The sequence below is a fragment of the Bacillus sp. UMB0728 genome, assembly GCF_002858875.1.
Classification (GTDB): domain Bacteria; phylum Bacillota; class Bacilli; order Bacillales; family Cytobacillaceae; genus Bacillus_AB; species Bacillus_AB infantis.
Window position 1 is genome coordinate 467,962 of record NZ_PKLA01000004.1, and the last position, 24,969, is coordinate 492,930.

General features: G+C 47.4%; 25 protein-coding genes. 6 read left to right on the forward strand and 19 right to left on the reverse strand.

Features of this window, described 5'->3' with window-relative positions; translation table 11 throughout:
• Positions 1 to 18: 18 nt before the first annotated feature.
• The gene (locus tag CYJ37_RS18115; RefSeq protein WP_009793998.1) at positions 19 to 336 is read left to right on the forward strand and encodes a hypothetical protein; all 318 of its coding nucleotides are present in this window, start codon (positions 19 to 21) and stop codon (positions 334 to 336) included.
• Positions 337 to 832: 496 nt separating this feature from the next.
• Here CYJ37_RS18115 and CYJ37_RS27795 read toward each other — a convergent pair whose 3' ends face one another.
• From CYJ37_RS27795 to CYJ37_RS18140, 6 genes are all read right to left on the reverse strand, one after another.
• Positions 833 to 1,720: an AfsR/SARP family transcriptional regulator gene (locus CYJ37_RS27795; protein WP_257964244.1), complete on the reverse strand. Its 888-nt coding sequence runs from the start codon at positions 1,718 to 1,720 to the stop codon at positions 833 to 835.
• Positions 1,702 to 4,065 carry a hypothetical protein gene (locus CYJ37_RS18120; protein WP_257964245.1) on the reverse strand — a complete coding sequence of 788 codons (2,364 nt, stop codon included), beginning with the start codon at positions 4,063 to 4,065 and terminating at the stop codon, positions 1,702 to 1,704. The genes CYJ37_RS27795 and CYJ37_RS18120 overlap by 19 nt, the downstream gene beginning before the upstream one ends.
• Before the next feature lie 84 nt (positions 4,066 to 4,149).
• Complete coding sequence (gene lepB / locus CYJ37_RS18125; RefSeq protein ID WP_022543588.1) at positions 4,150 to 4,704, reverse strand: signal peptidase I; 555 nt, start codon at positions 4,702 to 4,704, stop codon at positions 4,150 to 4,152.
• A gap of 21 nt (positions 4,705 to 4,725) precedes the next feature.
• Positions 4,726 to 5,340, reverse strand: coding sequence for a TVP38/TMEM64 family protein (locus tag CYJ37_RS18130; protein ID WP_009793995.1), 615 nt, complete (start codon positions 5,338 to 5,340; stop codon positions 4,726 to 4,728).
• Positions 5,341 to 5,427: 87 nt separating this feature from the next.
• A complete protein-coding gene (locus CYJ37_RS18135) occupies positions 5,428 to 6,369 on the reverse strand; it encodes an LCP family protein (protein ID WP_009793994.1) in 942 nt (313 codons plus the stop codon).
• A 284-nt stretch (positions 6,370 to 6,653) separates the two neighbouring features.
• Positions 6,654 to 8,645, reverse strand: a complete 1,992-nt coding sequence (locus CYJ37_RS18140; RefSeq protein WP_180827375.1) for a S9 family peptidase — start codon at positions 8,643 to 8,645, stop codon at positions 6,654 to 6,656.
• A 230-nt stretch (positions 8,646 to 8,875) separates the two neighbouring features.
• Between CYJ37_RS18140 and CYJ37_RS18145 the strand changes: the two genes are divergently transcribed.
• Entirely contained in the window at positions 8,876 to 9,283 is a 408-nt protein-coding gene (locus CYJ37_RS18145; RefSeq protein WP_101550930.1) for a hypothetical protein, read from the forward strand.
• 26 nt (positions 9,284 to 9,309) lie between these two features.
• Here the strand turns inward: CYJ37_RS18145 and CYJ37_RS18150 are convergent, their stop codons facing one another.
• Entirely contained in the window at positions 9,310 to 9,876 is a 567-nt protein-coding gene (locus tag CYJ37_RS18150) for a competence protein ComK (protein WP_224949987.1), read from the reverse strand.
• A 193-nt stretch (positions 9,877 to 10,069) separates the two neighbouring features.
• Here CYJ37_RS18150 and CYJ37_RS18155 point away from each other — a divergent pair, with 193 nt between their 5' ends.
• The gene (locus CYJ37_RS18155; protein WP_101550934.1) at positions 10,070 to 10,306 is read left to right on the forward strand and encodes an IDEAL domain-containing protein; all 237 of its coding nucleotides are present in this window, start codon (positions 10,070 to 10,072) and stop codon (positions 10,304 to 10,306) included.
• A 56-nt stretch (positions 10,307 to 10,362) separates the two neighbouring features.
• On the opposite strand, the gene CYJ37_RS18160 is transcribed toward CYJ37_RS18155, so the two are convergent.
• The 4 genes from CYJ37_RS18160 to CYJ37_RS18175 form a co-directional block, all read right to left on the reverse strand.
• Positions 10,363 to 11,292, reverse strand: a complete 930-nt coding sequence (locus CYJ37_RS18160; protein WP_101550936.1) for a hypothetical protein — start codon at positions 11,290 to 11,292, stop codon at positions 10,363 to 10,365.
• A gap of 113 nt (positions 11,293 to 11,405) precedes the next feature.
• Positions 11,406 to 12,689 (reverse strand): M48 family metallopeptidase, encoded by a 1,284-nt coding sequence (locus tag CYJ37_RS18165; protein ID WP_101550938.1) that lies wholly within the window; start codon positions 12,687 to 12,689, stop codon positions 11,406 to 11,408.
• Between the two features lie 216 nt (positions 12,690 to 12,905).
• Positions 12,906 to 13,211 carry an AzlD domain-containing protein gene (locus CYJ37_RS18170; protein ID WP_009793986.1) on the reverse strand — a complete coding sequence of 102 codons (306 nt, stop codon included), beginning with the start codon at positions 13,209 to 13,211 and terminating at the stop codon, positions 12,906 to 12,908.
• Positions 13,204 to 13,932 (reverse strand): AzlC family ABC transporter permease, encoded by a 729-nt coding sequence (locus tag CYJ37_RS18175; protein ID WP_101550940.1) that lies wholly within the window; start codon positions 13,930 to 13,932, stop codon positions 13,204 to 13,206. The genes CYJ37_RS18170 and CYJ37_RS18175 overlap by 8 nt, the downstream gene beginning before the upstream one ends.
• Before the next feature lie 121 nt (positions 13,933 to 14,053).
• On the opposite strand from CYJ37_RS18175, the gene CYJ37_RS18180 reads away from it, so the two are divergent.
• Positions 14,054 to 14,605, forward strand: a complete 552-nt coding sequence (locus CYJ37_RS18180) for a helix-turn-helix domain-containing protein (protein ID WP_101550941.1) — start codon at positions 14,054 to 14,056, stop codon at positions 14,603 to 14,605.
• Positions 14,606 to 14,648: 43 nt separating this feature from the next.
• On the opposite strand, the gene CYJ37_RS18185 is transcribed toward CYJ37_RS18180, so the two are convergent.
• The 4 genes from CYJ37_RS18185 to CYJ37_RS18200 form a co-directional block, all read right to left on the reverse strand.
• Positions 14,649 to 15,443 carry an ABC transporter ATP-binding protein gene (locus CYJ37_RS18185; RefSeq protein WP_101550944.1) on the reverse strand — a complete coding sequence of 265 codons (795 nt, stop codon included), beginning with the start codon at positions 15,441 to 15,443 and terminating at the stop codon, positions 14,649 to 14,651.
• Positions 15,418 to 16,446 carry an ABC transporter permease gene (locus CYJ37_RS18190; RefSeq protein ID WP_101550945.1) on the reverse strand — a complete coding sequence of 343 codons (1,029 nt, stop codon included), beginning with the start codon at positions 16,444 to 16,446 and terminating at the stop codon, positions 15,418 to 15,420. Before CYJ37_RS18190 ends, CYJ37_RS18185 begins: the two co-directional genes overlap by 26 nt.
• Before the next feature lie 36 nt (positions 16,447 to 16,482).
• Positions 16,483 to 17,475, reverse strand: a complete 993-nt coding sequence (locus tag CYJ37_RS18195) for an ABC transporter substrate-binding protein (RefSeq protein ID WP_101550947.1) — start codon at positions 17,473 to 17,475, stop codon at positions 16,483 to 16,485.
• Between the two features lie 190 nt (positions 17,476 to 17,665).
• Positions 17,666 to 18,442, reverse strand: a complete 777-nt coding sequence (locus tag CYJ37_RS18200) for an enoyl-CoA hydratase-related protein (RefSeq protein ID WP_101550949.1) — start codon at positions 18,440 to 18,442, stop codon at positions 17,666 to 17,668.
• A 121-nt stretch (positions 18,443 to 18,563) separates the two neighbouring features.
• Between CYJ37_RS18200 and CYJ37_RS27800 the strand changes: the two genes are divergently transcribed.
• Positions 18,564 to 18,695 (forward strand): hypothetical protein, encoded by a 132-nt coding sequence (locus CYJ37_RS27800; RefSeq protein WP_257964246.1) that lies wholly within the window; start codon positions 18,564 to 18,566, stop codon positions 18,693 to 18,695.
• A 2-nt stretch (positions 18,696 to 18,697) separates the two neighbouring features.
• Here CYJ37_RS27800 and CYJ37_RS18205 read toward each other — a convergent pair whose 3' ends face one another.
• The 3 genes from CYJ37_RS18205 to CYJ37_RS18215 form a co-directional block, all read right to left on the reverse strand.
• Entirely contained in the window at positions 18,698 to 20,254 is a 1,557-nt protein-coding gene (locus tag CYJ37_RS18205; RefSeq protein WP_041825242.1) for a fatty acid--CoA ligase family protein, read from the reverse strand.
• 176 nt (positions 20,255 to 20,430) lie between these two features.
• Complete coding sequence (locus CYJ37_RS18210) at positions 20,431 to 21,423, reverse strand: lipoate--protein ligase (RefSeq protein ID WP_009793939.1); 993 nt, start codon at positions 21,421 to 21,423, stop codon at positions 20,431 to 20,433.
• Positions 21,424 to 21,440: 17 nt separating this feature from the next.
• Positions 21,441 to 22,175: an MBL fold metallo-hydrolase gene (locus tag CYJ37_RS18215; RefSeq protein ID WP_101550951.1), complete on the reverse strand. Its 735-nt coding sequence runs from the start codon at positions 22,173 to 22,175 to the stop codon at positions 21,441 to 21,443.
• A gap of 163 nt (positions 22,176 to 22,338) precedes the next feature.
• On the opposite strand from CYJ37_RS18215, the gene yhfH reads away from it, so the two are divergent.
• Complete coding sequence (yhfH, locus tag CYJ37_RS18220; protein ID WP_009793941.1) at positions 22,339 to 22,467, forward strand: protein YhfH; 129 nt, start codon at positions 22,339 to 22,341, stop codon at positions 22,465 to 22,467.
• 280 nt (positions 22,468 to 22,747) lie between these two features.
• Here yhfH and CYJ37_RS18225 read toward each other — a convergent pair whose 3' ends face one another.
• Positions 22,748 to 24,907: a YhgE/Pip domain-containing protein gene (locus tag CYJ37_RS18225; protein WP_101550953.1), complete on the reverse strand. Its 2,160-nt coding sequence runs from the start codon at positions 24,905 to 24,907 to the stop codon at positions 22,748 to 22,750.
• Between the last annotated feature and the right edge of the window lie 62 nt (positions 24,908 to 24,969).

The window sequence follows — 24,969 nt, forward strand, 5'->3', positions numbered from 1 at the left end:
GAGAGGAGACGAAAGATAATGAAAACAGTTTATGGATTGATGACACAGGATGGAAGCGCAAATGAACTGCTGTGGGACTTAGGCTTTTGGGAAACAGAAGAGGCAGCCAATGAATATTTAAAGACCAATCTTCCGCTTTCAAAAGGCATCTGGGTAGAGCTTATCAAGGTAAATGACCCTATTCCTGAAACTGTTGAAGCATTCGAAGAAGACAAAATGGTTGCCTGCTCATTCTGTGATATTGAATACAATGCCGCCGACATCCTCATTGCCGACGTCAATGTCCACATCTGTGTATACTGCCAGCCTGCTTATAAGGCGCAGCTTGTTAAATAGAAAAGCGGAAAAGCCTTGCTCAGCCCCGACAAGCTTAAGGCGAGCAGAGCGAAAGGTTGGCTCTTTAACCTTTTGATCTGCTTGACTTAAGACCTCGAGGGCTAGGCTTTGGAGCTGGACAATTAGAAAAGCGGAGGCGACTGTTAAGGTGCGACAAGCATAAGACGCTTTGGAATTGAAGGCGTTCTTTGCCTTCGGTTCCAAAGTGGCTTATGACTCGAGCACCTAGGAGCTGGACAAATAAAAAGCGGAAAACACACCGATTAAATTCTCTAATGCTAAAATGCGCCGGAGCAAAGGCTCCGGCGCAGGCAGATGCAGGTTAGAACAGCGCCCCGAAGCGGGCCGCTGGCATTATTCATTCTAAATTAAATCTTTTCTACCCTAATTGGCTGTTATTCGCCCAAGAATTAGAATGATTCACCCCAGTTTTTCATTTATTCGCCCTAGAATTGGCGATATTCATTCCTGTTTACATTTTTTACACAAAATCCCGCTATGCATGGCCCGCAATATTGCCCGATTCCATGATCATTTCATGCATATGGAGCGTAGGCTCCAGAGGCGCCACGCCCAGCTCTTCCTCAAGAACCTCACAGCATTTCTGGAACCATCTGATTGCCCGGGGCCGATTATTCTTGCTGTAATAACAGTACATCAGGAGCCTGTAAGCCTCCTCCCACGTCCGGTCCTTTTCTATTATTCTTTCGCACCATTCAATCGCCATGTCATAGTCTTCTTTCCGGACACAAAGCTGCGCGAGCTTTTCAGCACCTCTCAGAAAGTATACCTGCAGTCTTTCTTTTTCACTGATGCACCAATCCTCATACCGCCGCTCAGGCAGATAGTCCCCGGCATACAGTTTCAGGGCTCTTTCAAGTCTGTGGATGCTTTTTCCATGGTCTTTCTCTTCCAGCCCATCTTTGATCCACTCCTCAAATAGGATGGAGTCCAAATCAATGACAGCCTTTGGATTTATCCCATAAGAGGTGCCTTCCCTGCTGATGAAGAATGGGTTCTTCCTTGGCTTGCGGTTTGGTTCAAGTACGTTATTGAGTGCGTTCAGGGCAACCTTAAAGTCTCTATCCGCACTCGCGGCATCCTGCTCCGGCCAAAGCATATCAAATATATCCTCTTTCCGGATAAGCTGGTGGAGGTGTGTGAGAAAAAGCTGGAGGAGCTCTTTAGCTTTGCCCCGCTGCCATCCTCCTTCGTCAATCTCCTTATCGCCCAGCCATACACGGAACTGCCCGAGCGTTTTCACTTTGAGGGTGAATCCCGGGTGGGAATGAAGGTTGCCAAGATTCATTTCTTTTAGCAGCCTTGCAGTATAATCAGGCATAATGCCGCTTTTTTCTGCTTCAATCAGAATGGGTGCAAACATCTGCAGGTCCCTTGGGCCGAACAATGTCCTTCTGAACAGGAAAAACTCATAGTCCCCCCATTGCATCTGGCTGAGGAAAGACTTGAATGAGTGTTCAAAATCTTCCTGAAGCCCCTGCTGATGAGCAGAATAGGCTTCCAGAATAAAGCCAGCATACAGCCGTAATCATCCCCGCACTGCTGAAGCATGCTTGATGCAAGATCAAAATGCTTATCTGCTTCACCGAAGCGGCTCCCATAAGCAGAGCTGATGCCCATACTGATGAGGATCAGGGAAGACAGCCACATATCCTTCACTCTCTCGGTTTCCTGCAACCCTGCCTTCCCGGCATCCATCGATTTGCTGTAGTCATTCCGTTCTCCGTATAAAATGCATAATCCCATTAATGGCTCTGCTTTTCCTCTTTCAATTTCAAGCCGGTCCATTATGTCCAGGGAAGTCCTGTAGCATTTTTCCGCAAGAGCAGAATCATATTCCCCCAGCAGCTGTGCCGCATGCCCAAGCCTGATCCACCCGCAGGCTTCTACAAACGGCGCCTTTGTACTGATTCCCTGCTGGATGCCTTCCTGGGACAACTTTTTCGCTTCTGCCCCATTGCCTGTAAATGCCTCGATAAGGGCCAGCAGCAGATCTGTCTCCCTGTGGGATTTCGGGAGCGGTTTGCCCTCACTCTTTGTTTTGCGGCCGGCCATCAAAATTTTCCTGCTTTCTGCCAATTTACCCGTCCTTAAATAAAGCCGGGCCAGCAGGCTTTTGTCCAGCATCTGATGACCCATGGATTCTGCCCTCTCCATCCATTTTTCTGCTTTGGCGGCCTGCCCGGCATTTATAAGGTTTTCCGCAAGCAAATGATAAAGTCTCGCCGGTTCATCCCTTCCCCCGCGGATATCCCCTTCCTTCAGCTGTATCGCCTGGGATAAAATGCGCTCTGCTTTATGCGGCTGAATCGTGTCCAGATAGATCCTTGCCTTCCCTTCAAGTGCACGCGCCTTCCAAATCAGGTCCTTCTTACCGTCAGCCCCTGTTGCCGCCCTGTCATAGGCAAGCTCTGCTTCCTGGTAAGAAGATCTGTAGCGCAATACTTCCCCTTCAAGGAACCAGACGGGATAAAACCTGTCCTTTGTCTGCCCGGGGATGCCCGCAATCCTGTCTGACAGGCTTCCCAGCTTACCGGTTTCAAGCATCCTTAGCCCCTGGTCGCTTAATATAGACGCCATTTCCTCTGTTGAACCAATCTTCTCAAAATGCTTAAGAGCATCATCCCACTGAAGGCTCCGTACGAAATGGCGTGCACATCTCTCATTTAAAAGGCGGTAGCTATGCGGCTGGCCGGCTTTCAGCTGCTTTTCCAGGAATTCCTTAAATAGAGCATGGTATCTGTATACCTTTTCCCCTACCTTATGGATAAACAGGTTCTTCTCTGTCAGCTGCTGAAGCATTGCCCCTGCCCCGGCGATCCCCAGGACCTCATTGCAAAGCTCTTCTGTCATATCATCAAAAATGCTTGTTTGTTCAAGGAATTGCTGGATAAGCGGCGGCTGCTTGGCAAATACCTCTGTGACCAGATATTGAAAAAGGTCCGCCAGGGAGCCGGACGATGCTCCGAATAAATTAGAGATGCTTTTTTTGTCTGTCAGCTGCTGTCCAATCATCCCCACAGCAATGACCCATCCTTCTGTAGCAAGGCAAATTCTGTCCAAATCCCCCTGCTTAATGGAAATTCCGTATAATTCATTCAAGAGCAGCTCCACTTCATCCCGGGAAAGGACCAGGTCCTCTTTCTTTATTTCAAGGAGCTTGTCTGTGACCCTCATCTTTTTCAGCAGCTTCCATCCCGGCCTGCTCCTGCTTGAGATAATAAGATGAAGATTCGGCGGAATATGTTCAAGGAGGGTTTCCATCCAGCAGTTGATCGTATAGGAGTGCTCAACCTGATGAAAGTCATCAAGGATCAGCAGTATATTTTCCCCATGAAGGGCTGCTTCATTTAAAAATAAAGAGGCGAGTGAACGAATCTCTTCTTCTTTTACATACCGGTCCAGCTGCTCCAGGATGCTTAAGATCTCAGTCCCGAAATCAGGATGCGCCAACCGGACCGATGCCACAAGGCAGGATAGAAAAGGAATGATATCATCATCCTCGGATGATATGGAATACCAGCTGCAAGGAAGCTTTTCATCGTGGACGAACAGGGCCAGGGCCGTACTTTTTCCATACCCGGCACCTGATTCGACAATGCACAGCGGATATTCAGCAACCGCTTTCATTTTTGCCGAAAGCCTTGCTCTCCTTATATATCCTTCCTTGACTGGCGGCACCATCAGCTTGGTTTTGATGACAGGCATTTTTATCCCCCCCTTTCCATTTTTATAATTTTTAGATTATTTTAGCATATTTGCACACAAAAAGGACTTGAATTCTCCAAGTCCTTAGAATTTAATATCCATTTCATCGATCGGCCAGTAGCGAAGATTTACCTTTCCTACCACCTGGTCAGCATCAATGCATCCGAAATGCCGGCCATCCCAGCTTTCCAGTCTATTGTCCCCGAGGACGAACAGCTGTCCTTCAGGCACTGTTTCGGTGTGTGCCACTTCCTCCAGGGTAAAATCACCGGTCAGGCGGTCGCCGAGGGTCTCTTTTCTGTATTTTTCAAGGAAAGGCTCCTCCACAAGCTTGCCGTTGATATACAGATGGTCATCTTTATAATCGACCCTGTCACCCGGCAGTCCGATGATCCTTTTAACAAAATCCTCTTTTTCATTTGCATGGAAGACTATGACATCGAATCTTTGCAGCTCTCCGATCTGATAGCCGATTTTATTGACTACCAGTTTGTTTCCATCCTGCAGCGTCGGCATCATGGACCCGCCTTCAACCACATAATTTGAGAAGAAAAACATACGGATAAATACAAAAATGATAATTCCGATCGCGAAGGCCTTTATCCACTCAAGACCCTCCCGCTTAACCTCTTCTTTCACGCGGTCCCCCACCTCCCTGGTTTATTTGCTGCTGTCTTTATCTGCTCCCATATTTATCTTTACTTCAATCCTTTTCCCGACATACCAAAGAATAAAAATAACAGCAAGGACAATCACTGTCCTGATGGGCTGGGTAATCAATGACCTTATATCGTAGCCAATAAAGCTCATGGTAAAAATCATGACCATTTTGCCTGTCAGCACGGCAAGCATATACTGAGCAAAGCTTATTTTGGAAAGCCCGGCCACTATATTCACAATAGCCGACGGGGTAAAGGGAAAACAAAGCAGGATGAACAAAGGGCCAAAGCCATGGCGCTCAATCCAGCTCATCAGCTGCTGCACCTTTGCATGTTTTCTCAAAAAGGTTAATAGCCTCTTCTGCCCGTATGTACGGACAAGATAAAAAACAAGCATGGCCCCAGCGCATGCACCTGCCCAGGATATCAGAAAGCCGAGCCACAATCCAAATGCATTGGCATTTGCCATGACGAACAGAAACAGCGGCAGAAAAGGCAGGAAAGCTTCAAGCATTGGCAGCAATATTCCAGGCAGCGGCCCAAAAGAACGGTAGCGTTCAATAAGATCCATTATATTTTCCAGTGTCAGCCAATCCTTGAGCAAGTCAAAATCCATTGAAAAATCTCCTTAGTAAAAACAATTCGGTATTTATTCTTACCTCTGGCAAGGCGTCTTTACACCACAAATTCCTCCCTGTGCCTATTATTTCGACAAAAATTCGCTGACCGCCTGCCGGTTTTGTTCCAGATTGACCCCAAGGACATCCGCACCTCCTGGAGTTGTTTCATCCCAATAGGAACCTTCAACAGGGACCCTTAATGTCTCAATCTGCCTGCCTTCTTTAGACAGCAGGCTTTTGCCCATATATAAAATGTCTCCGGTATCCATATTTGTATTGATATACGGGGTGACGACACCTACCAGTTTAGGAAGCTTCGGCAATGTCTGGATGCTGGTGAACTGATCGGCAATTTCTGTCATCACCTTCTGCTGCCTCTCCACCCTGCCGAAATCGCCTACAGCATCATGCCGGAAGCGCACATATCCGAGCAAGTGCTCTCCGTCCAGCCTTTGAAGCCCTGGATTCAGCGTTACACCTATATTATCCGACATCTCCTTTTCAACGTCCACTTCGACACCATTCGGAAATGCTTCATCGATAAGCTGAACAAATCCCTGAAAATCGACAATTGAATAATACTGTATATCAATATCAAAGTTCTCTTTGATTGTCTGCCTCAATAACTCTGGGCCGCCATACGCAAACGCAGCATTAATCCTGTTTTTCCCATGGCCCGGGATGTCTACATAAGAATCCCTCATGATGGAAATGATCTTATAGGTCCCCTTATCAGGATGATATTGACCTACCATGATTGTATCGGTCCGCGGCGTTTCTTCCCCGCGTGCATCACTTCCAAGCAGCAGTACGTTCGTGCCCCCGTATTTGTCTGTTTCGCCATTGAATTCATATTTTACTTCATTAGTATTATTCACTTTATCTTCAGACTGGGCCACACCCTGATTAAACTGGTAGTATGCATAAGCAAGAGTGCCGGCAATAATCAAAAGCAGGAACAACACAGCCAGCTTCCATTTGCGCTTCTTCTTTTTCTGCTTTTTTTCGTATCGATCCGATCTCATCACAATTATCCTTCCATTATATAGTCAGGTCCGCAGCAGCTGTTATTTCCAGCAAGCCTGCAGAACCGCATTTTCAAAGCTCCGGTTTATAAAAAGAATAACCACTTTATATGACTCTGTCTGCGAGCAAAAGGTTTCGTTTGTCCTTCTGGCATTTTCTATTTTTCCTTGGCCGCTTGGCATCCTGAAGGACTGGCCTTTATTTTATTGTACACAAAAAACCGCAAAGACTCACAGCTTTGCGGTTGTTTTTCTGGATTATCCTGCTATTTACTGATAAAAAATTACAAATACTTGTCAAACCAGCCTGAGATATAATCAAGGCGGCTGATTCGGAGCGAAGGTTTCCCGCTCCTGGAGAGCTCATGGTTGGATTCAGGGAACCGGACAAAGCTCGTTTCTTTTTTGTGGTGCTTCAGGCTGATGAACAGCTGCTCCGCCTGTTCAATCGGACAGCGGAAATCCTTTTCGCCGTGAAGGATCAGCAATGGCGTATTCATTTGATCGACATAAGCAAGCGGCGAGTGCTTCCATAGCTTTTCAATATCATCCAGCCCTGCTTGGATCTGCCAATCTGTGAAATAATAGCCGATGTCGCTTACTCCATAGAAGCTGATCCAGTTTGAGATCGAGCGCTGGGTGACAGCTGCCTTGAACCTGTCTGTGTGGCCGATGATCCAATTGGTCATGAAGCCGCCATAGCTTCCTCCCGTCACCCCGAGCCTGTCCTGGTCGATGAACGAATATTCTTTCAGCACATAATCGACTGCATCCATCAAATCCTCGTAATCCCTGCCCCCGTAGTCACCGCGGACGGCATCCACAAATTTCTGCCCGTACCCATGGCTGCCCCTCGGATTGATATAGAGTACAGCATAGCCTTTAGCTGCAAGGACCTGGAACTCATGGAAATAGGAATTGGCATACATCGCATGCGGTCCGCCATGGATTTCAAGGACCAGCGGATATTTCTTTCCTTCCTCAAAACCGGCAGGCTTCATCAGCCAGCCATGGAGATCCCATCCGTCAGCAGAAGTAAATTCAATCGGCTCTGCTGCGGAAAGGCCGGTTTTCTCCAGAAACTCAGAGTTGACAGCGGTCAGCTGCTCCAGTTTTCCTGTAGTGATTTCCAGCAGGAACAGGTCACCCGGATGGTCTGGCTTGCTTATAGCCACTACTGCTCTGTCATTATTCCCTCCGGTTGACAGCCCATAGACATGCTGCCTGTCCAGCAGCGCAGGGAACAGCTCTCCTTCAACCGTCCCGTAATAGACTGCAGTGCTGCCATTATCAGTGGCAATGAAATAGAAGCTCCGATTATCATTTGACCAAAGAAGGCCTGGGGAAACGGCTCCCTGCTGGAAGTCGCCGATCGCATAATCCCCGATCAGCAGGTCTGTATCTGCAGTCAGGCAGCGGAGTTCTCTCTGCTCACGGTCATACACCCATGCTTTTGAAAGTGTAGCATTTTCAAACTCCCTTTCATGTCCGATCAAACCAAGATAGCGGCTGTCAGGCGACCAGGTGATATTGCCGAAATAGCCTGTACCCTGGGTGATTTTCTCCTGCTCTTTCGTTTCAAGATTAATCAGGTAGGCATCGCTGCCATATGAAAAATCCTTGTCCCCGCTCAGGTCTGCTGTCACAGCCAAATGCTTTCCGTCCGGCGACCAGCTTTGAAGGCTGTAATCATCTTCTCCCTCTGTCACCTGCTCGATGTTGCCGGTATTTGTGTCAGCAATGGCAATATGGGTGAATTTCCCGTTCCAGAAGCCCTGGGCATCAGATTTATACCTCATTTTATTCACTTCAAGCGGAGCAGGCTTTTCATCTTTTTCCTCCCCGCCTTCGCGGTCATTAACCGATTCTCCCTCTCCGAGGGAAACAGTAAAGGCGATTCTGGAGCCGTCTGGCGACCATACCGGATTGCCAGCCCCGTTCTTGCAGTATGTAAGCTGGCGGGCCTCTCCGCCGGCTGTAGAAAGAATGTGGATTTGATTTTTCCCGCTTCGGTTAGACACAAAGGCCACCTGGCGTCCATCATGCGACCAGCGCGGCGAATGATTGCGCCATGTGCCGAATGTCCATTGGACAGGAGCGCTTTGATCTTCCATGTTTATGTAATAAAGATTGGAGCTGTATGCATCCTTTTCCTCCAGGATAACGGTTTCCGTATAGACACAATCCTTGCCGTTCGGCGCCAGCTGGGGGTCGGCCGCTGATTTTAAGTGATGCAGATCTTTTGATGCAATGGTGTTTTTTGCCATGATAATCATCTCCCCTTTATATGTAAAACCATTCTACTTATTTCGACAACAGAAATACTTTTCCTGCCTGACTGGCATTTTTTCAGGAAAAATATTTTTTCCGCTCCAAATGAGCTCTATGCCCCAATATGAGGAAGACTGTTATAGAGTGATGCTAAATTCGACTTGCATAGAATGCAGGGATTCAGTAAAATAATAACGAACAAACGTTCTATTTCTGTTCGGAGGAGCAAGCTGATATGACAAGAATTCCAGAGGATGACCGAAATATTATGGAGCAGGCAATCTATCTTCCTATGGTATTGGTTGTGCTGAACAGGGACATAGGTGTGATTAATAATAGTCCCTTTAAACTCAAAAAGCCTTACCTGAATTTAATTGAGGATACGATGAAATTCATCCAGACAGAGCTGGCAGGCGTAAAGCGCTATATGAAGGATAACCGCCTCCAGGTCCGGGAGATCAAGCGTGATGAAGCATTTACGATGTTCATGTTCCTTTATAAAGGGTATGAAGAGCACCATAATTATTTTAATCCGAGGATCCGCAACAGGGTGCAGGAGCTGATGGAATATTACTTGTTCAAACGCTGGACGATGCAGGAAGAGAGCCGCCTACGTCTGAAGAGGCCAGGCCAGCATCTCTAATTTACCGCATAGGCGCATGCCGGAGGTCACTCGAGCTTCCTGTTCCGGTAGCTCCCGACGGGTTCTGAAGCCCTGTTGAGCCTCTGATTATCTGTGAAATAGAACATCTTCCTGCCATGCCCTTCGATCCGCTGATGAAGCTTTGTCCTTAGATGAGCTGTCCGGAGGAGCTGATTTTCAAATGAGCTGGATGATACAGGGAGGATCAGTGTATGCTTGTTTCCGAATACGACCTTGGTATGTGAGGGATCTGTACGATGGTGGGCTGCAATATGCTCATAAGAGATCCAGATGCAGTCGGGGTTGTTCGGGGAAGTTGTCGGAAAAAAATACAGCAGGTTTGTCGGGTCGATGACAATTGGGACTTTATGCGTCACGCCAATGATATCCTTGGTCGCATCCTTCCGTCCCTCATAAGAGGAGCCAAAGTAGCCGCAGCTTTTTTTGACGATATCAAACGGTTTGAACGGGGACAGGAATTCATCTTCCACCTCAAAGATCCGCGAATAAATTTTTTTGCCGTATATCTGCGGCAGGATGATCATCGTAGAAGGATTTATTTCGTACTCCTCCACCAATCTTTTTTTATGCATATCCAAGTGATTCATCTCCTTTGCTCTTCGTTTCATTTCATTATACCATCTTTATTCCAGATAATTGCAAATTTTTAGTCAATTATTGTCAAATGCCACTGTCACGGAATTAATTTTCTAAAAATTTAAATAATTTAGTTGAATTTTCCCCTGCTCCTCCATATAATATTAAAAAGCAGCAGGGGTGATTTTCATGAAAGAGAAGTCATATGCAGAGTCGATGAAAAAGAACACGATGAACCGCAAACAGCTCAAGGACACGTACGTCTTACACCTCTACATTGAAATGCTCTTGTCGGAAGTCCAGCTGATATCCGAAAAAGAAAAATTGGCCCAAAAAATCGATCAAGCCCTCGATGATCGCAACAAAGCCCTATTCACCCAGCTATCAAAAGAGTACAAAGAATTGAACGAACGATTTGGAAACTAGAACACTGTAAACCCTCCGGCCCGGCCGGAGGGTCTTCTTAATTATCCACGGACCGTTCAGTGGCCCAAATACTCTACTCTTTTCTCTTTTAAGCTCTCAATCTCCCGTTCTGCAGCATCTTTCTCCGTTCCGAGTTCGTTTTCGAGGTCCTCAAGCACATTCAGGCATTCCTTCACTTTATCAGCAGAGGCATTGATCTTCTCCTGGACCATCCAATCGGAAAAGATATTATCAAAGAAAAGATCGGCAATGCCCAAAAAGCTTCCTACCTCAAGCTCGGCGGAAATGGAGCGGCCAAGGTCATCGAGCTCCTTCTGCAGCTTTTTCAGGTTGTGCTGTGCATCATGCAAGGACTCTTTTGCCTTGTCCATATATGACCTTTTCGCCATGGTCGAGAGGAAGTCGCCTCCCGCAAGGTCGAGAAAACCCCAATTCTTTGCGCTCGAAAGCTCGCCATCAGCTTTGCGCAAGGCTTCCCTTGCCTCCACTAAGGCACTCTCAGCTTCCCGTATTTCCTGAATCATCGCTTTCCTTTCCTCCAGCCGGTCTGATAAATGAAAAAGCATGTCGCTGACAGCCCCGCCTTCCTGCAGGATCAGACGCTCTTTTTCCATCAGCAGCTCTTTGTACTCTGCCCCAGCCGTTTCCAGCCCTGCAGCTCTTTCCCTGTATGTGCTGATGTCAGCTTCAAGATCATTCAGCTTTTTCAGGGACTCATCATACAGAATCCTTGCTTTATACGCTTCCTCTTTTTCTTTTTGCACCCTTTCTTCCTTCTTGCCGCTGAGCATCAGAAAGAATCCTGACAATGATGGGCCTTCGAGCTTATCCGCTTCCCTCAGTTCCTTCTCCCAAGTTTTCTTCAGCCTTTCTGACGAAGCCTTTTCCTGATCTTTTTCGGTCTTCAGCGCCTCAAGGCGCCTGTTATATTTTTCGTATTGCTGTTCCCGCTGTCTTGCTTCAGCAATTCTTTGATCCAGATTCATTACCAGGTCCCCTTTTTTTAGTTCGTATAATAATCATACGGATTCGGCTGTGAAAAAGATTCAACAAACAAAGAGGCCCCGGCTCGGCCGGGTGCCCCTCTGCTTAACAGCTGTTATTCGCTGCCGGATCCAGTTCTTTTTTTCATTTCATACTCTTCCAGCATGGAAATACGCTCCAGCATGGTCGGATGCCCGTACCGGAAAATTTTTACAAGCAGCGGCGGCTTTACCTGGCTCAAGCCTGCCTTCGTCAATTCCTGGAATGTCCCTATTGCGGCTTCCGGATCATCGGTCATTTCAATGGCATACCGGTCAGCTCTCATTTCCTGATATCTTGAGACAAGGTTGGTAACCGGACTGGCAGCAAACAGCAGTACCGAAAGGAGCGCAAGGAACAGAGGGAGTGAGCGGATGTCGGAAACCTCCTGCAGCTTAAAGGCTCTCCCCCATCTTGCAATCACCAGATTCATCAGCTTCGATATGAGATACAGGCCGATCAAGGAAAGCACTAAATATCCTGCAATCCCTATGTATATATGCTTCTCTACATAGTGGGCCATTTCATGAGCCATGATGAACAGGATCTGGTCATCACTCAGCCGGTTGAGTGTTGTATCCCACAAAACGATCCGTGAGTTTGAACCGATGCCTGTTACATGCGCATTAAGCGAGTTGGTTTTCTCTGCCATGTTTACTTCAAACACATGCTCGGCAGGGATATGTGCCTCACCCGCTAATTGAAGGATTTTTCCTTCCAGCTCTTTATTTTTAAGCGGATAGAAATCGTTGTAAAGCGGATCGATCACAACAGGCTGCAGGAACATCATGAACAGTGTGAACGGCACCGATAACAGCCATGCATACAGCCACCATCTTTTTGTGCTTTTTTTCATCAGCCAATACAGCACTGAAACCAGGATGAACATCGTTCCGTAATTGACCCAGAAGTCGATCAGTTCATCTTTCATCCAGGAGCTGAAGGTCTGTGTTGAGATATTATAGCTCTTGGACAGCGAATAGCTGATATAGCTTAAAGGGAAAGTAGCGGCGAACGCAAAGACTGAGAGCCATAGCAGATAGATGGCCGTCTGCAGAGCCTTCGCCCGCGCCGACTTCCCAGCCCACTTCTTCATGGCCGAAGACAGGCCGGTCACAAGGACAAGAACATAAATCACCCATTCAAGGGGGGTGGACAAAAAGAACAGCAGGTTCCTTATCCTGGAATACTCTTCGCTCAGCATGAGCTCCCGCCCGTTCAGAAAAGCTTCCGGGTCTGCCTGTGTTCCCTGATACTCAAAAGGCAGGCTTGTATTCGCAAAATAAAACAGATACCAGTAAAAAAACAGCCCGTAGACTACATATCCAATGACTGTGTAAAAGCCGATTTTCCGAGCCATTTCGATTCCCCCTTTCTTCTTGGCTGCTATTTCCGCAAAAAACGGGCAGCCTGGACGGGCTTTCTTTGTACAACCTCTCCCTACAGTGTAGTACCGATTGTTTATTTTAGAACAGCAAAATGGAGGAGCCTCAATTATATATTCTCCCAAACCGCTTTCAATCCGCTGCCCTCAATAGAAAAACCAGGCTCAGCAGCTTGAGCCTGGCAGTCACAACTAGAAAAAATAGGAGTATACCGACAGTACAGCGATCGACCCGAGGACAACCACGATGACGTTTGCTCCAAGGTAAGCTGCCAGGAAAGCTGCAGCTGCCCCGAGCAGGCCGTACCAGATATCTTCCTGGATAAAAAGGATTCCAGGGAAAATAAGCGCTCCGAGCGTCGCATAAGGGACATTTCTCAAAACACCCTGCCAGAATGCAGGCAGCTCCTTCCCTCTGAACAGGACGAAGGGAAGCATCCTCGGAATATAGGTGACGGCCGCCATCCCGATGATCATCATAATGATTTGGCTATTCATGCCGCTTAACTCCCCTTCTCTTTTTCAAAGTTTCCACAGCTTCAGTAATCAGTGCTGACAAAAGTGTAGCTGTGACAATGGCCCACCCTGTCGACAGCAGATCTGCCATTGTGAATATCGTATTGAATCCTGCTGCAAGCACAGCAAGGAACACAACCTTTGCACTGCCCTTCATGGAAGGCACGAGCAGTCCCACAAACATGGCATATAATGCGACTGACATGCTTTCCTGAAGAGTCTGCGGAAGGCTGGCGCCGATCAGATGGCCGATGCCGGAGCTGACCACCCAGCTTGAGTAGGATACAAAGATGAGGCCGAACATATAGCCTGAAGAAACTTTCTCTCTTTTCATGGAAGCAACTGAAAAGGTCTCATCTGTAATGCCAAAAGCAAATATGATTTTATTTGCTGTATACTCGTCTTCACACTTTTCATTAAGAGATGCTGACATCAGGAAATGCCTGATGTTAACAATAAAGGTAGTAAGGATGATTTCAAATATCCCTGTACCCAGCGTCAAGAGGCTCAGGGAGATATACTGGGCCGCACCCGCAAAGACGAGCAGGCTCATCAGCACTGTTTCTCCTACTGAAAGCCCTGTGGTCTTTGCCAAGAGCCCGAATGTTATGGCAATCGGAAAATATCCGATCGCGATGCTTATACCTGCCTGTATCCCTTTGCGGAATTCCCCTGCTGGCCTTTCTGCTGCTAATTCTGCCATTATCCTCACCTGCCGTTATGTATCTAAGGAAATAATATTGGAAAATACTGTGTTTCTTTTATACTTTTGAGTTATATTATACATATGTGCGTTATATTACACAATTCCTTTGGAGGAAAAAATGGAGAATATTCATAAAAATATCGGGGAAAATTTACGGAATATACGAAGGAGCAGAGGGCTCAGCCTGGACATGGCCGCAGAGGCAACCGGTGTAAGCAAGGCAATGCTTGGACAGATAGAAAGGGGAGAATCCAACCCCACCGTCACAACCTTATGGAAAATTGCCAGCGGCCTCCAGATTTCTTTTTCTTCTCTGATGGCAGAAAAATCATCAGAAGTTTCTTTTGCCAGCATCAGTCAGATTAACCCGATCATTGAGAATGAAGGGAAGTATAAAGTGTTCCCGCTGTTCCCCTTTGATCCGCGAAAGAAATTTGAGATTTTTATTGTGGAAATCTCCCCTGGCTGGAAGCAGGCCTCAGCTCAGCATAACGAAGGGGTAGAAGAATATATCACAGTCATAAGCGGGGAAATTGAGGTAATCATCGGCGGCCGGCCATACAGGATCCAGGAAGGCTCTGCCCTCCGGTTTGCCGCTGACCAGACCCACTGCTACAGGAATACGGGGGAAGCACCAGCAAAATGCCAGGTAGTCATGTATTACGAATAACAAAATAAAAAGTGCCGTATGGCAGGCCATCGGCACCTTTTATTCAGGCAAGGACAGCACGGTCGCTGTTCAATTTCTCACCGCGGATGCGCTGGAATTCCCCGAGCAATTTTTCAACTGTCAGTTCCTGCTTAGCCTTTTCTCCTGCTTCAAAAATGATCTGCCCACTGTCCATCATGATCAGCTTGTTTCCAAGATCGATCGCCTGCTGCATATTATGGGTGACCATCAGGGCTGTCAGGCCGAAAGACTCAACGATCTTTCTGGTCAGTTCAGTGATAAGGGCAGCCCGGGCCGGATCAAGCGCTGCTGTGTGCTCATCAAGCAGCAGGATTTTCGGCTCTGTGAAGGTGGCCATCAATAATGACAGTGCCTGCCTTTCCCCTCCCGACAAAAGGCCTGCCTTTGCTTCAAGGCGGTCCTCAAGCCCTAGTTGGAGCATTTCAAGCTGCTCCTTAAAAAAGGCCTTCCGTTTCTTCGTCATTCCCAGCCGCAGGCCGCGTCCCCCTGCCCGCGAAAAGGCAATCGCCAGATTCTCCTCAATGGTTAAATTAGGAGACGTACCTGCCATCGGATCCTGGAATACCCTGCCGATCAGGCGCGACCTTTTGTGCTCTTTCATTTGCGTAACATCTTTGCCGTCAATCAGCACTTCCCCTTCATCAGGATAGAGGCGGCCTGATATGATGTTCATCAAGGTGGACTTGCCTGCCCCATTGCTGCCGATGACAGTGACAAAATCCCCTGGCTGCATGGATAGGTTAAGATGCTGAAGAGCCTTTTTCTCATCTGGGGTAGCTTCATTGAATACTTTATAAATCTGTTTTAGCTGCAGCAACCTGCCCACCGCCTTCTTCTGCCATTTTTTTCAGCTCTTCCTCGCCAAATCGCCTCTTTTTCCTCCGCCTGCTGTCCCGCTGCCGTTCAATCATCCTTGGGATGATGAGCGCACAGACAACGATCGCAGCCGTAATGAGCTTCATATCTCCTGTTTCAAGAAAATCGGCCCTCAGCGCAAGGGTCACGATGATTCTATAAAGGATGGCTCCCCCAATAACGGCTAAAGTCGCCCTGAAAATCGTTTTTGCCCCAAAGACCGCCTCGCCGATGATGACGGAGGCAAGGCCGATAATGATCATGCCGATCCCCATGCCGACATCACTGAAGCCATTGTACTGGGCAATAAGGGCGCCTGAAAAAGCAACAAGTCCGTTGGACAATCCCAGACCAAGGATTTTTAAAGTATCAGTATCAGCCGAAAAGCTCCGCACCATTGTCTCATTATCGCCCACTGCCCTGATGGCAAGCCCGATATCCGTTTTCAGGAAAGCATCGAGCAGCAGCTTAATGACCATTGATACAGCAAGCATTACCAGCAGGATCCCCCATGTTTTGGGAACCATCCCCTCGAGCCCCATGCCCGTCAACAGTGATGCCATCCCGCTGTCGAACGGCAGTGACTCCCAAAAGCCGGACAGCTTTGTGATGAGAGTCTCCTCTGAGAGGAGGGGGACATTCGATTTTCCCATTATCCTCAGGTTGATGGAGTAAAGGGCAATCATCATTAATATGCCGGACAAAAGGGGATTTATTTTTCCTTTTGTGTGGAGCAGGCCAGTCAGGCACCCTGCAGCAAAGCCGCATATCATTGCCATTATGGTAGCAAGGAACGGATTTGCGCCTGCCGCAATCATCGAAGCAGCAACAGCCGCACCTGTAACAAAACTTCCATCCACTGTCAGGTCCGGGAAATCAAGCACCCGGAATGACAGGTACACACCAAGGGCCATCAAAGCATATATCGCACCCGCCTCCACTGATCCAAATATCGCTGTGAACATATAATCTTCCTTTCTCCGGGAGGGAATTCTACCATTCTATTCGATAAATTCAGCCAAGCTGTCCCATTCCTCTTTAAGCCCGATATTCATTTCCTCTGCAGCCTTCTTATTGATCAGAAGCTTTAGGTTTTGAGGATATTGTACAGGAAGCTCTGATGGCTTCTTCTCTCCTTCAAGGATCTTGGCCGCCATTTCCCCTGCCTCATAACCGATATCTTCATAGTCAAACCCGTAAGCCGCAAACCCTCCGCGCTCGACTGAGTCCAGTTCCCCGACAAACAGCGGGATCTCATTGTCGTTGGCTGTCTGGATGACCGACTCCAGGGCGGAAACAACTGTATTATCCGTAATGATATAAATCATGTCTGCTTTGCCTACAAGGGATTCAGCTGCCTGCTTCACCTCTGAGGAAGCTGATACTGTGGCCTCTTCCAGCTTTAAGTCTGTTCCTTCCATCGCCTTTTTCACAAGATCGATCTGGGCATTGGAATTCTGCTCCCCCGAATTGTAGATGACTCCTACCGTTTTTCCTTCCATCTGCTCAGCCATGAATTTCACCGTATTCGGGATGGCATCCGGATGCGTATCCGTTGTCCCTGTAATATTTTCTCCAGGCTCTTCCATCGAGGCCACGAGCTCAGCTCCAACGGGATCTGTTACAGAGGTGAAAACGATTGGGATATCCTTTGTCGCATTCAGTGCCCCGTAAGCGCTCGGCGTCGAATTGGCAAAGATAAGATCCACACCGTCGCCGGCAAAGTTGTTGGCAATTGCCTGGTTGTTGTTCTGGTCGCCCTGGGCGATCTGGACATCATAGTCAACCTCGAGCCCTTTATCTTCAAGGGCCTTCTTGAACCCCTCAAGCGCTGCATCAAGAGAAGGATGCTCCACAATCTGCGTTACGCCGATTTGATATGTTTTCTTTCCCTCTGCCGCTGTTTTTCCTCCAGCTTCATCTGAACCGCACCCTGACAGCAATCCTGCTGCCAGCAGTCCTGCCGCAGCCAATCCAAACTTTTTCTTTTTCATGAATAATCCCCCATTCTTGTCCCATCAATTGCTATTCCGCTTTCGCACTTTTATGCTTTTATGCTTTTATTCACTAAATTATATAAGGGAATTATACTATATTCAAGCAGTTTTTTGATATTTTAGAAAGTTTATAATATGAAAATCAAAAAACACCCTGTGAACGGCTTTCCATTCACAGGGTGTTTTGTTATCTTCCTTTGAATTCAGGCTTCCTTTTTTCGGAGAACGCCTGAAGGGCTTCCAGCCTGTCTTCTGTCGGAATAGTCACCTCATAGGCTTTTCTCTCAATCTGCAAACCTGTCTGCAGATCCGCATTCATCCCTTGTTTAACAGCAAATTTAGCCTGCTGAAGGGCGACAGGCCCGTTTGCCAGCATTTCTTCTGCGAGCTTCAGACATTCTTCAAGAAGCTGTTCCTGAGGGACTGCTTTTGTCAATAATCCATAATGCAAAGCGTCTTCAGTTGTAAGCCTCCTGGCAGTGAGGATCAGCTCAAGTGCCTTAGCCTGTCCGATCAGCCTCGGAAGACGCTGCGTCCCGCCTGCTCCGGGAATGATGGCAAGGCTTGTTTCAGTCAATCCCATCTTCGTTCCCTGGGCAGCCAGCCTGAAATCACAGGACAGGGCCAGCTCCATCCCCCCGCCAAAAGCAAATCCATTGATGGCTGCAATCGTAGGCTGAGGAAGATGATCAATCAATGAGAATACCTCGCCGATTTTATATACATTCCTTTTGACTTCCGTCTGAGAAAGTGTCTTTCTTTCCTTCAGATCAGCCCCGACACTGAATGCTTTATCGCCTGCTCCTATAAAAATGACAATCCGGACATCCGGATTGATCCTGATATCCTCCACTGTCCGCTGCAGCTCTTCAAGAGTCTCATAATTAAAAGCATTCAGTGCTTCTGGCCTGTTCAGGGTAATAACGGCCGTGTGATTCTCCACTTTCAAATCAATGCTGCTCATATTTCGTTTTCAACTCCTTTTTAATATCTATCTGCATAATTCGCTTTCCAGGTATGAAAACCCTTTCTTTTCACTCATTGTGTGAAGCGTTTCTATATTATCCCCGGCGGAAGATGACAGGATGGAAGCAGGCAGCTTCCTGCTCAAATCAAAAAACCAGGCTGGAGGCGAAGTCCGGCCTGGTTTTGAAAAACAAGGTGTAAATGATATTTCACATATCGGCAGAATGGCCATGGAGAAACTGCCATCTTAGCTTTATTTGGTCTGGAGAACCTGTTTCTTCAATGCTCTTCTCAATATTTTTCCTGTCGTATTCTTAGGCAGCTCGTCCAGGAATTCGATTGAGGAAGGCAGCTTGTATTTAGCAAGATGCTGTTTGCAATAGCCTATAAGCTCTTCCTCGGTGAGAGAAGGGTCGGACAGCACAACATAGCTTCTGACCGCTTCTCCCTGATTCGGATCCGGCACGCCGATGACAGCCGCCTCAACCACGCCCGGATGGCTGTACAGCACTTCCTCCACTTCCCTTGGATAGACATTGTAGCCGCCGACAATGATGATTTCCTTTTTCCTGTCTACAATATAGAAATAGCCTTCTTCGTCCATCCGCGCAAGATCTCCTGTAAAAAGCCAGCCATCCCTGATGGAAGCAGCAGTTTCCTCAGGCATCTTATAATAGCCTTTCATAACATTCGGCCCCCTTACAGCAAGTTCGCCGACTTCACCAGGCGGCACCTCATCACCCAGTTCATTGACAACTCTGTTTTCAACGTTCAGGATGGATGTCCCGATTGAACCAGGCTTGCGCGGCCGGTCAAGCGGATTGAAGCATGTTACCGGCGATGCCTCGGACAGGCCATAGCCTTCAGAAATAAGGACATTGAATTTTTTTTCAAAGTTTTCAAGCAATGCTACCGGCAGTGATGCACCGCCGGAAATGCAGAGGCGGAGGGACTTTAAATCTTCCGCCTTTCCATCGCTGTATTGCAGCAGGAAATTGTACATGGTCGGCACACCGGCAAAAACAGTTGCCTCATACTCTTTTACCAGCCTGAATACTTCTTTCGGGCTGAATTTAGGATCGATCAGGATGGTCGCTCCATTCATCAGAGGTGCGTTAAGTACAACAGTCAGGCAGAAGACATGGAACATCGGAAGCGACGTAATGACCCTGTCCGATTCATTCATTTTTAAGTAATCGCTTACATCCTTTGCATTGCTGTAAAGGTTTTTATGCGTGAGCATTGCGCCTTTGGGCTTTCCTGTGGTACCTGATGTATAAAGGATGATAGCTGTATCCTCTTCCTCAAGCTCCGGTCCCTGGTACCCTGCATCGCCTGATGCCAGAACTGATGTAAACGATTTCAGTTTAGGATAGACACTCAGGGCCGAGACATCAGCATCCGCCTGCTTGCCTTGCGGAGTTTCACAAATAATATAGTTTTCAACCGATGGAAGCGCCCCATGCATTTTCTCTGCCATTGGAACCAGCAAGTCCAGGCTGATGATGGCTTTCACATCACCGTTTTTGACAATATAGCCAATTTCATCCGGCGTATAGATCGGATTAATCGGAATCACGGTCGCCCCCAGGCGCATCGCCCCATACAAGCTGATAATGAAGAATGGAGAATTGCCGAGAAGCAGTGCAACATGGTCTCCCTTTTGGATACCCAGCTTTTCAAGGCCTGAAGCAAACTTTGTAACTGCCGCATCAAGCTCAGCATAAGTGCTTTCCTTGTCCATGAAATAATAGGCCGGTTTTTCACCCAGCTTCTGTGCGGTTTCATGCAGCTGTGAAGATAAGTTCATAATTTTCCCTCCTCCTAAATGAATGAATAATCATTCATTAAATAATAAAAAATTTTCTAAATATATTATATTGAAAGAAATTTATGTATTCAAGTGCACAGTGCCAAAATTTTGTAGATATTTGGGCGCCGCTTATTGCTTCACCATGAAAAAACCCCGCCTGGGCGGGGGAAAACTCAGTAGACAAGATTAATAAAATCCTCTTTGGTAACATTGCCGAAATAATGTTTGATGTTGATATCTGCAAGGGCTTCTTCGATTGCCGCTTTTTCATAGCGCAGACCTGACAGCTTTTCTTCAATTACTGCTACATCTCCGACACCGAAAAAGTCGCCGAATATCTTGCAATTCCCGATAATCCCTTTATTAACATCCAGCCGTACATCGATTTGGCCAACCGGGAATCGGTGTGAATGCTGGAGATTGAATTTCGGCGATTTCCCGTAATTCCAGTCCCAATTCTGGTAGCGCTCTTTTGATAGCTGGTGTATTTTTTCCCAATCCTCTTCTGTCAGTACATACTCTGGAATTTCGTCAAGATCCCCAAAAATGTTCTTCAGGAGTGTGCTCCTGAACTGCTCAGTCGAAACCTTTTCTTCCAGGAATTCAGAAATATTCGCCACACGGCTGCGGATGGACTTGATGCCCTTTGACTCAATTTTATCCTTCCTCACCTTAAGGGCCGATACAACACTGTCGATCTCAGAATCAAACAGCAATGTCCCGTGGCTGAACATCCTGCCCCTTGTGGCGAACTGGGCATTACCGGAAATTTTTCTTCCTTCCGCAGTAAGGTCGTTCCGTCCGCTCAGCTCAGCTGCCACCCCCATTTTCTTCAAGGCCTCGACAACAGGCTCTGTGAACTTCCTGAAGTTATGGAAGCTGTCCCCATCGTCCTTTGTAATGAATGAAAAATTAAGATTGCCCAAATCGTGGTAGACAGCTCCCCCTCCGGATAAACGGCGGACCACATGAATGCCGTTTTTCTCAACATATTCTGTATTGATCTCCTCGATGGTGTTCTGGTTTTTGCCGATGATGATGGAAGGCTCATTTATGTAAAAAAGCAGATAGCTTTCCTGGTCAATGTCCAGGTTCTTCAATGCATACTCTTCAATGGCAAGATTTATGCGGGGGTCTGTAATCCCTTTGTTGTCGATAAATAGCATGATGATTCTCCTTTGTTTTAGATAGTGTAGGTATCATTGAATGCAGCCAGGCGGACTGGGCCGCTGTATTCCCTTGCCGACTCCTCAGCAAGCTTTGAAAGCTCCCCATAATGCGGAAGATGGGTCAGGACAAGCTGTTCCGCGCCAGCTTTTTCAGCAAGCCTCCCGGCATCATAGCTGTTCATATGCCCTGCGTTCTTTCCATTCTGATTTCCGTAGAAATTGCACTCGCTGACAAGCAGGGAAGCTCCGGATGCAAAAGCAGCCAGCTCTTCTTTATAGGATGTATCGGCTGTATAGACAATCGCATTTCCTTCTGCTTCAAACCGCATCGCATAGCATGGTGCCGGATGATCTGTTTTTAAGAATGTGATTGTAAAGGGCCCGAGGTTTAATTCCTCGTCCGGCTTATACTCTTTTCCTTCTGTAATATCCTTATAGCTGAGCTTCGAGAACTCCTGAGGGTTTTCCCTGTGAGCATAAATAGGCAGGGTATCCATCTTTTTTCCGAGGAAGCCCTGGATGAGGCGGGCATGCTGCAATACGCCGATATCTGCGATATGGTCAGGATGATAATGAGAAATAATGACCGCATCTAGCTCCTCCGGCTGGATGATCTGCTGCATTTTCGACAGTACTCCGCTGCCGCAGTCCACAAGCAGGCGGAAGCCATTGTGCTCGAGAAGATAGCCGGCACTGGCCTCATTCCCCTTCGGATAACCTCCCCAGGGCCCTATAACAGTTAATTTCATCTAACAGTCCTCCTTTTTTCCGAATCCCTAATAACACTATAATCGATTATGCCTATTTTTTCATTTTTTTAAAATTGTATTGATACAGTTGTTGACTTAAAAATACTGTTATAATACAATGTAAATACAGAAACACAAACACATAACCCGGGAGGCTGACAGAATGCTAGAAAATATCGTGGAATTTTTCAGGAATTTGCCAGCAAAACAATGTTCGGAGTGCGGCAGCTCCATTGATGAGCAGCACGAATGCTATGGGACTAAATGTGATAAGTGTCTTGACTTGAACTGACTGGAATTCTATAAAATTATAAGAAAAGCGCAAGCGCCTTGCTCACCCTTAAGGAACGCAGACTAAGAACGCCACGTCCTGTGGCAACGTCTGCATAACCCCCATCCTGGGGGCCTCAAGACGATCATCCCGGAAAGGCGTTCTTTGCCTTTTTGGGATGATTGGCTTGTGACCTCGAGGGGGTAGGCGCTGGAGCTAGACAGTAATCGAAGTTAAAAAAATATACTTTCTTATTTTACCAAAAAGACCCGGCCGGCGGCCGGGTCTTTCTCTGTCTCTATTATTCTGCGATTGCTGCGTACTTTCTTTTATGCATGATAGTGAAATAAGTCATCGTGCCAGCAATGAATGCGAGCATAAAGCCAAGGAGGATGGCTGCATTATGCCACATGAAGGCAAAGTCTCCGCTCGATGCCACGGCCTTCAGGCCTGCCACTGAATAGGTCATCGGCAGCAGGGCATTGAAATGCTGCAGGAAGCCCGGAATCAGTTCAAGCGGGAAGGTGCCTGCACTTGTTGTCAGCTGCAGGATGAGTATAAGAATAGCAACAAATCTTCCCGGATCTCCAAGCGCTGTAACAAAGAATTGGATCAGCGCCATGAAGGTCAGGCTTGTAATAATATTGAACAGAAGGAATAATGGGATGCTCTGCACTTCAAGCCCCAGTCCCGAAATCAGGATCCATGAAGCAATAAGCGCCTGGATGATGCCTGCCGCTGCAAGAACACCAAACTTGGCTGCAAACCAGCTTAGGCCGTTTCCAGGGACCGATGCCGGCTCCCTGAGCGGGAACACTATGGACAGAAGCAGAGCTCCGACAAACAAGCCCAATGAAAGGAAGTACGGCGTAAAGCCGGTTCCGTAGTTAGGCACTTCATTGATTTTTTCATTTTTCACCTGGACAGGTTCGGCAATCATATTGTAGGTTTTGTCATCCGCACTTACAGATGAAGCTTCCTCAGCTCCGTCCTTCAGTTTGCCTGCAAGCTCTGCTGAGCCTTCGGACAATGCTGAATTCCCTTCTGCCACTTTGCCGGCACCTTCAGACAGCTTTCCTGCGCCTTCCTTCAGGGCGCCAGAGCCATCAGCCAGCTTGCCGAGACCGCCGGAAAGCTCTGTGCTCCCTGCCGCCAGCTGTGCTGATCCGGCTTTTGCTGAAGCAAATTGCTGTCCATATTCATTCATGCCTGCGATAAACTGCTGCTGGCCATCCTGTATCTTGGCTGTACCTTGTGCGAGTGAAGAGCTTCCTGCTGCAAGAGAATCAATTCCCTGCTGCAATTGCTTTTGCCCTTCTGAAAGGCTGCCTATTTTGTCTGACAGCTGCTGTGCTCCGCCGGATATTTGGCCGGCAGATTCGGCAAGCTGTGATGTACCGGCTGCCAGCTGGCCTAAGGCTGCTTCCAGCTCTTTTCTTTCAGGGGAGTCCTCCGGCATCTGCTGCAGGACTGCCCCCAGCTTTTGCTGAAGCTGGGACATTCCGCCGCTGACCTTGGCAGCTTCTGACTGCCATTGATCAAGTGAGCCTGAAATTGAGGCAGCACCGCCCTGAAGCTGTTCTCCTCCCTGGACAAGGGCAGGAACCTTTCCCTGGACCTGCTGGATTCCTTCATTCAGCTTTGCAGCTCCAGCAGCTGCTTCCTGATTACCCGCCTGAAGCTCACTGGCCGCAGCTTCCAATTTCTGATGGCCGGCTTGAAGCTTTCCAAGACCAGAGTCCAGGTCCTTCGCTCCTGCAGCCAGCTCTGCAGATCCTTTGTTCACCTGGCTGACGCCATTATCAAATTCAACAGACTTCCCGGCCAATTCTCCAAGCTTATTCTTCAGTTCCTGTGAACCTGATTTAAGCTCCAGGGCTCCTTCGTCAAGCTTACCGGCCCCGTCGCTCGCCTGTACCAAACCGTCTGTCATGTCGCCGATTTTATCAAACATCGTCTCAGCATAGGTTTCGGTAATTTTCTCGGAAAGAGAAGCTTTGATTTTTTCAATTGCTGTACCGCCAATCTGTGAAGAAAGGAAGTTATAGCTTTCGTTTGGAACATAAATTAAATTCAGCTTTTTCGGATCTTCATCCAAAAGAGTTGTCGCATTCTCTGAAAAGTCCTCAGGAACCTCTACAAGAATATAATACTTCTCCTTCTCCAGATCTTTATAGCCTTCCTCTTTAGTAACAAACTTAAAATTAAAATCAGCACTATCTTTTAAATTGGATATCAGTTCGTCCCCGAGCTGCAGCTCTTTTCCTTCAAATTCTGCCCCTTTGTCTTCATTGACTACTGCGACAGGCAGATCGGCAAGATGATCATAAGGATCCCAGAATGCCCAAAGGAACATTCCGCTGTAAAGCACAGGAATGAACAGGACAGCAATAATCGGGATCAGCAGTTTTCTGTTTTTAAAAATAGCTGAAAACTCATTCCTGAATAATCTATTTCTCATTTATTTTTCCCCCTGTACGATTGACTATTTTGTTCAAATGGTCAATTTTATTCATAAAACAA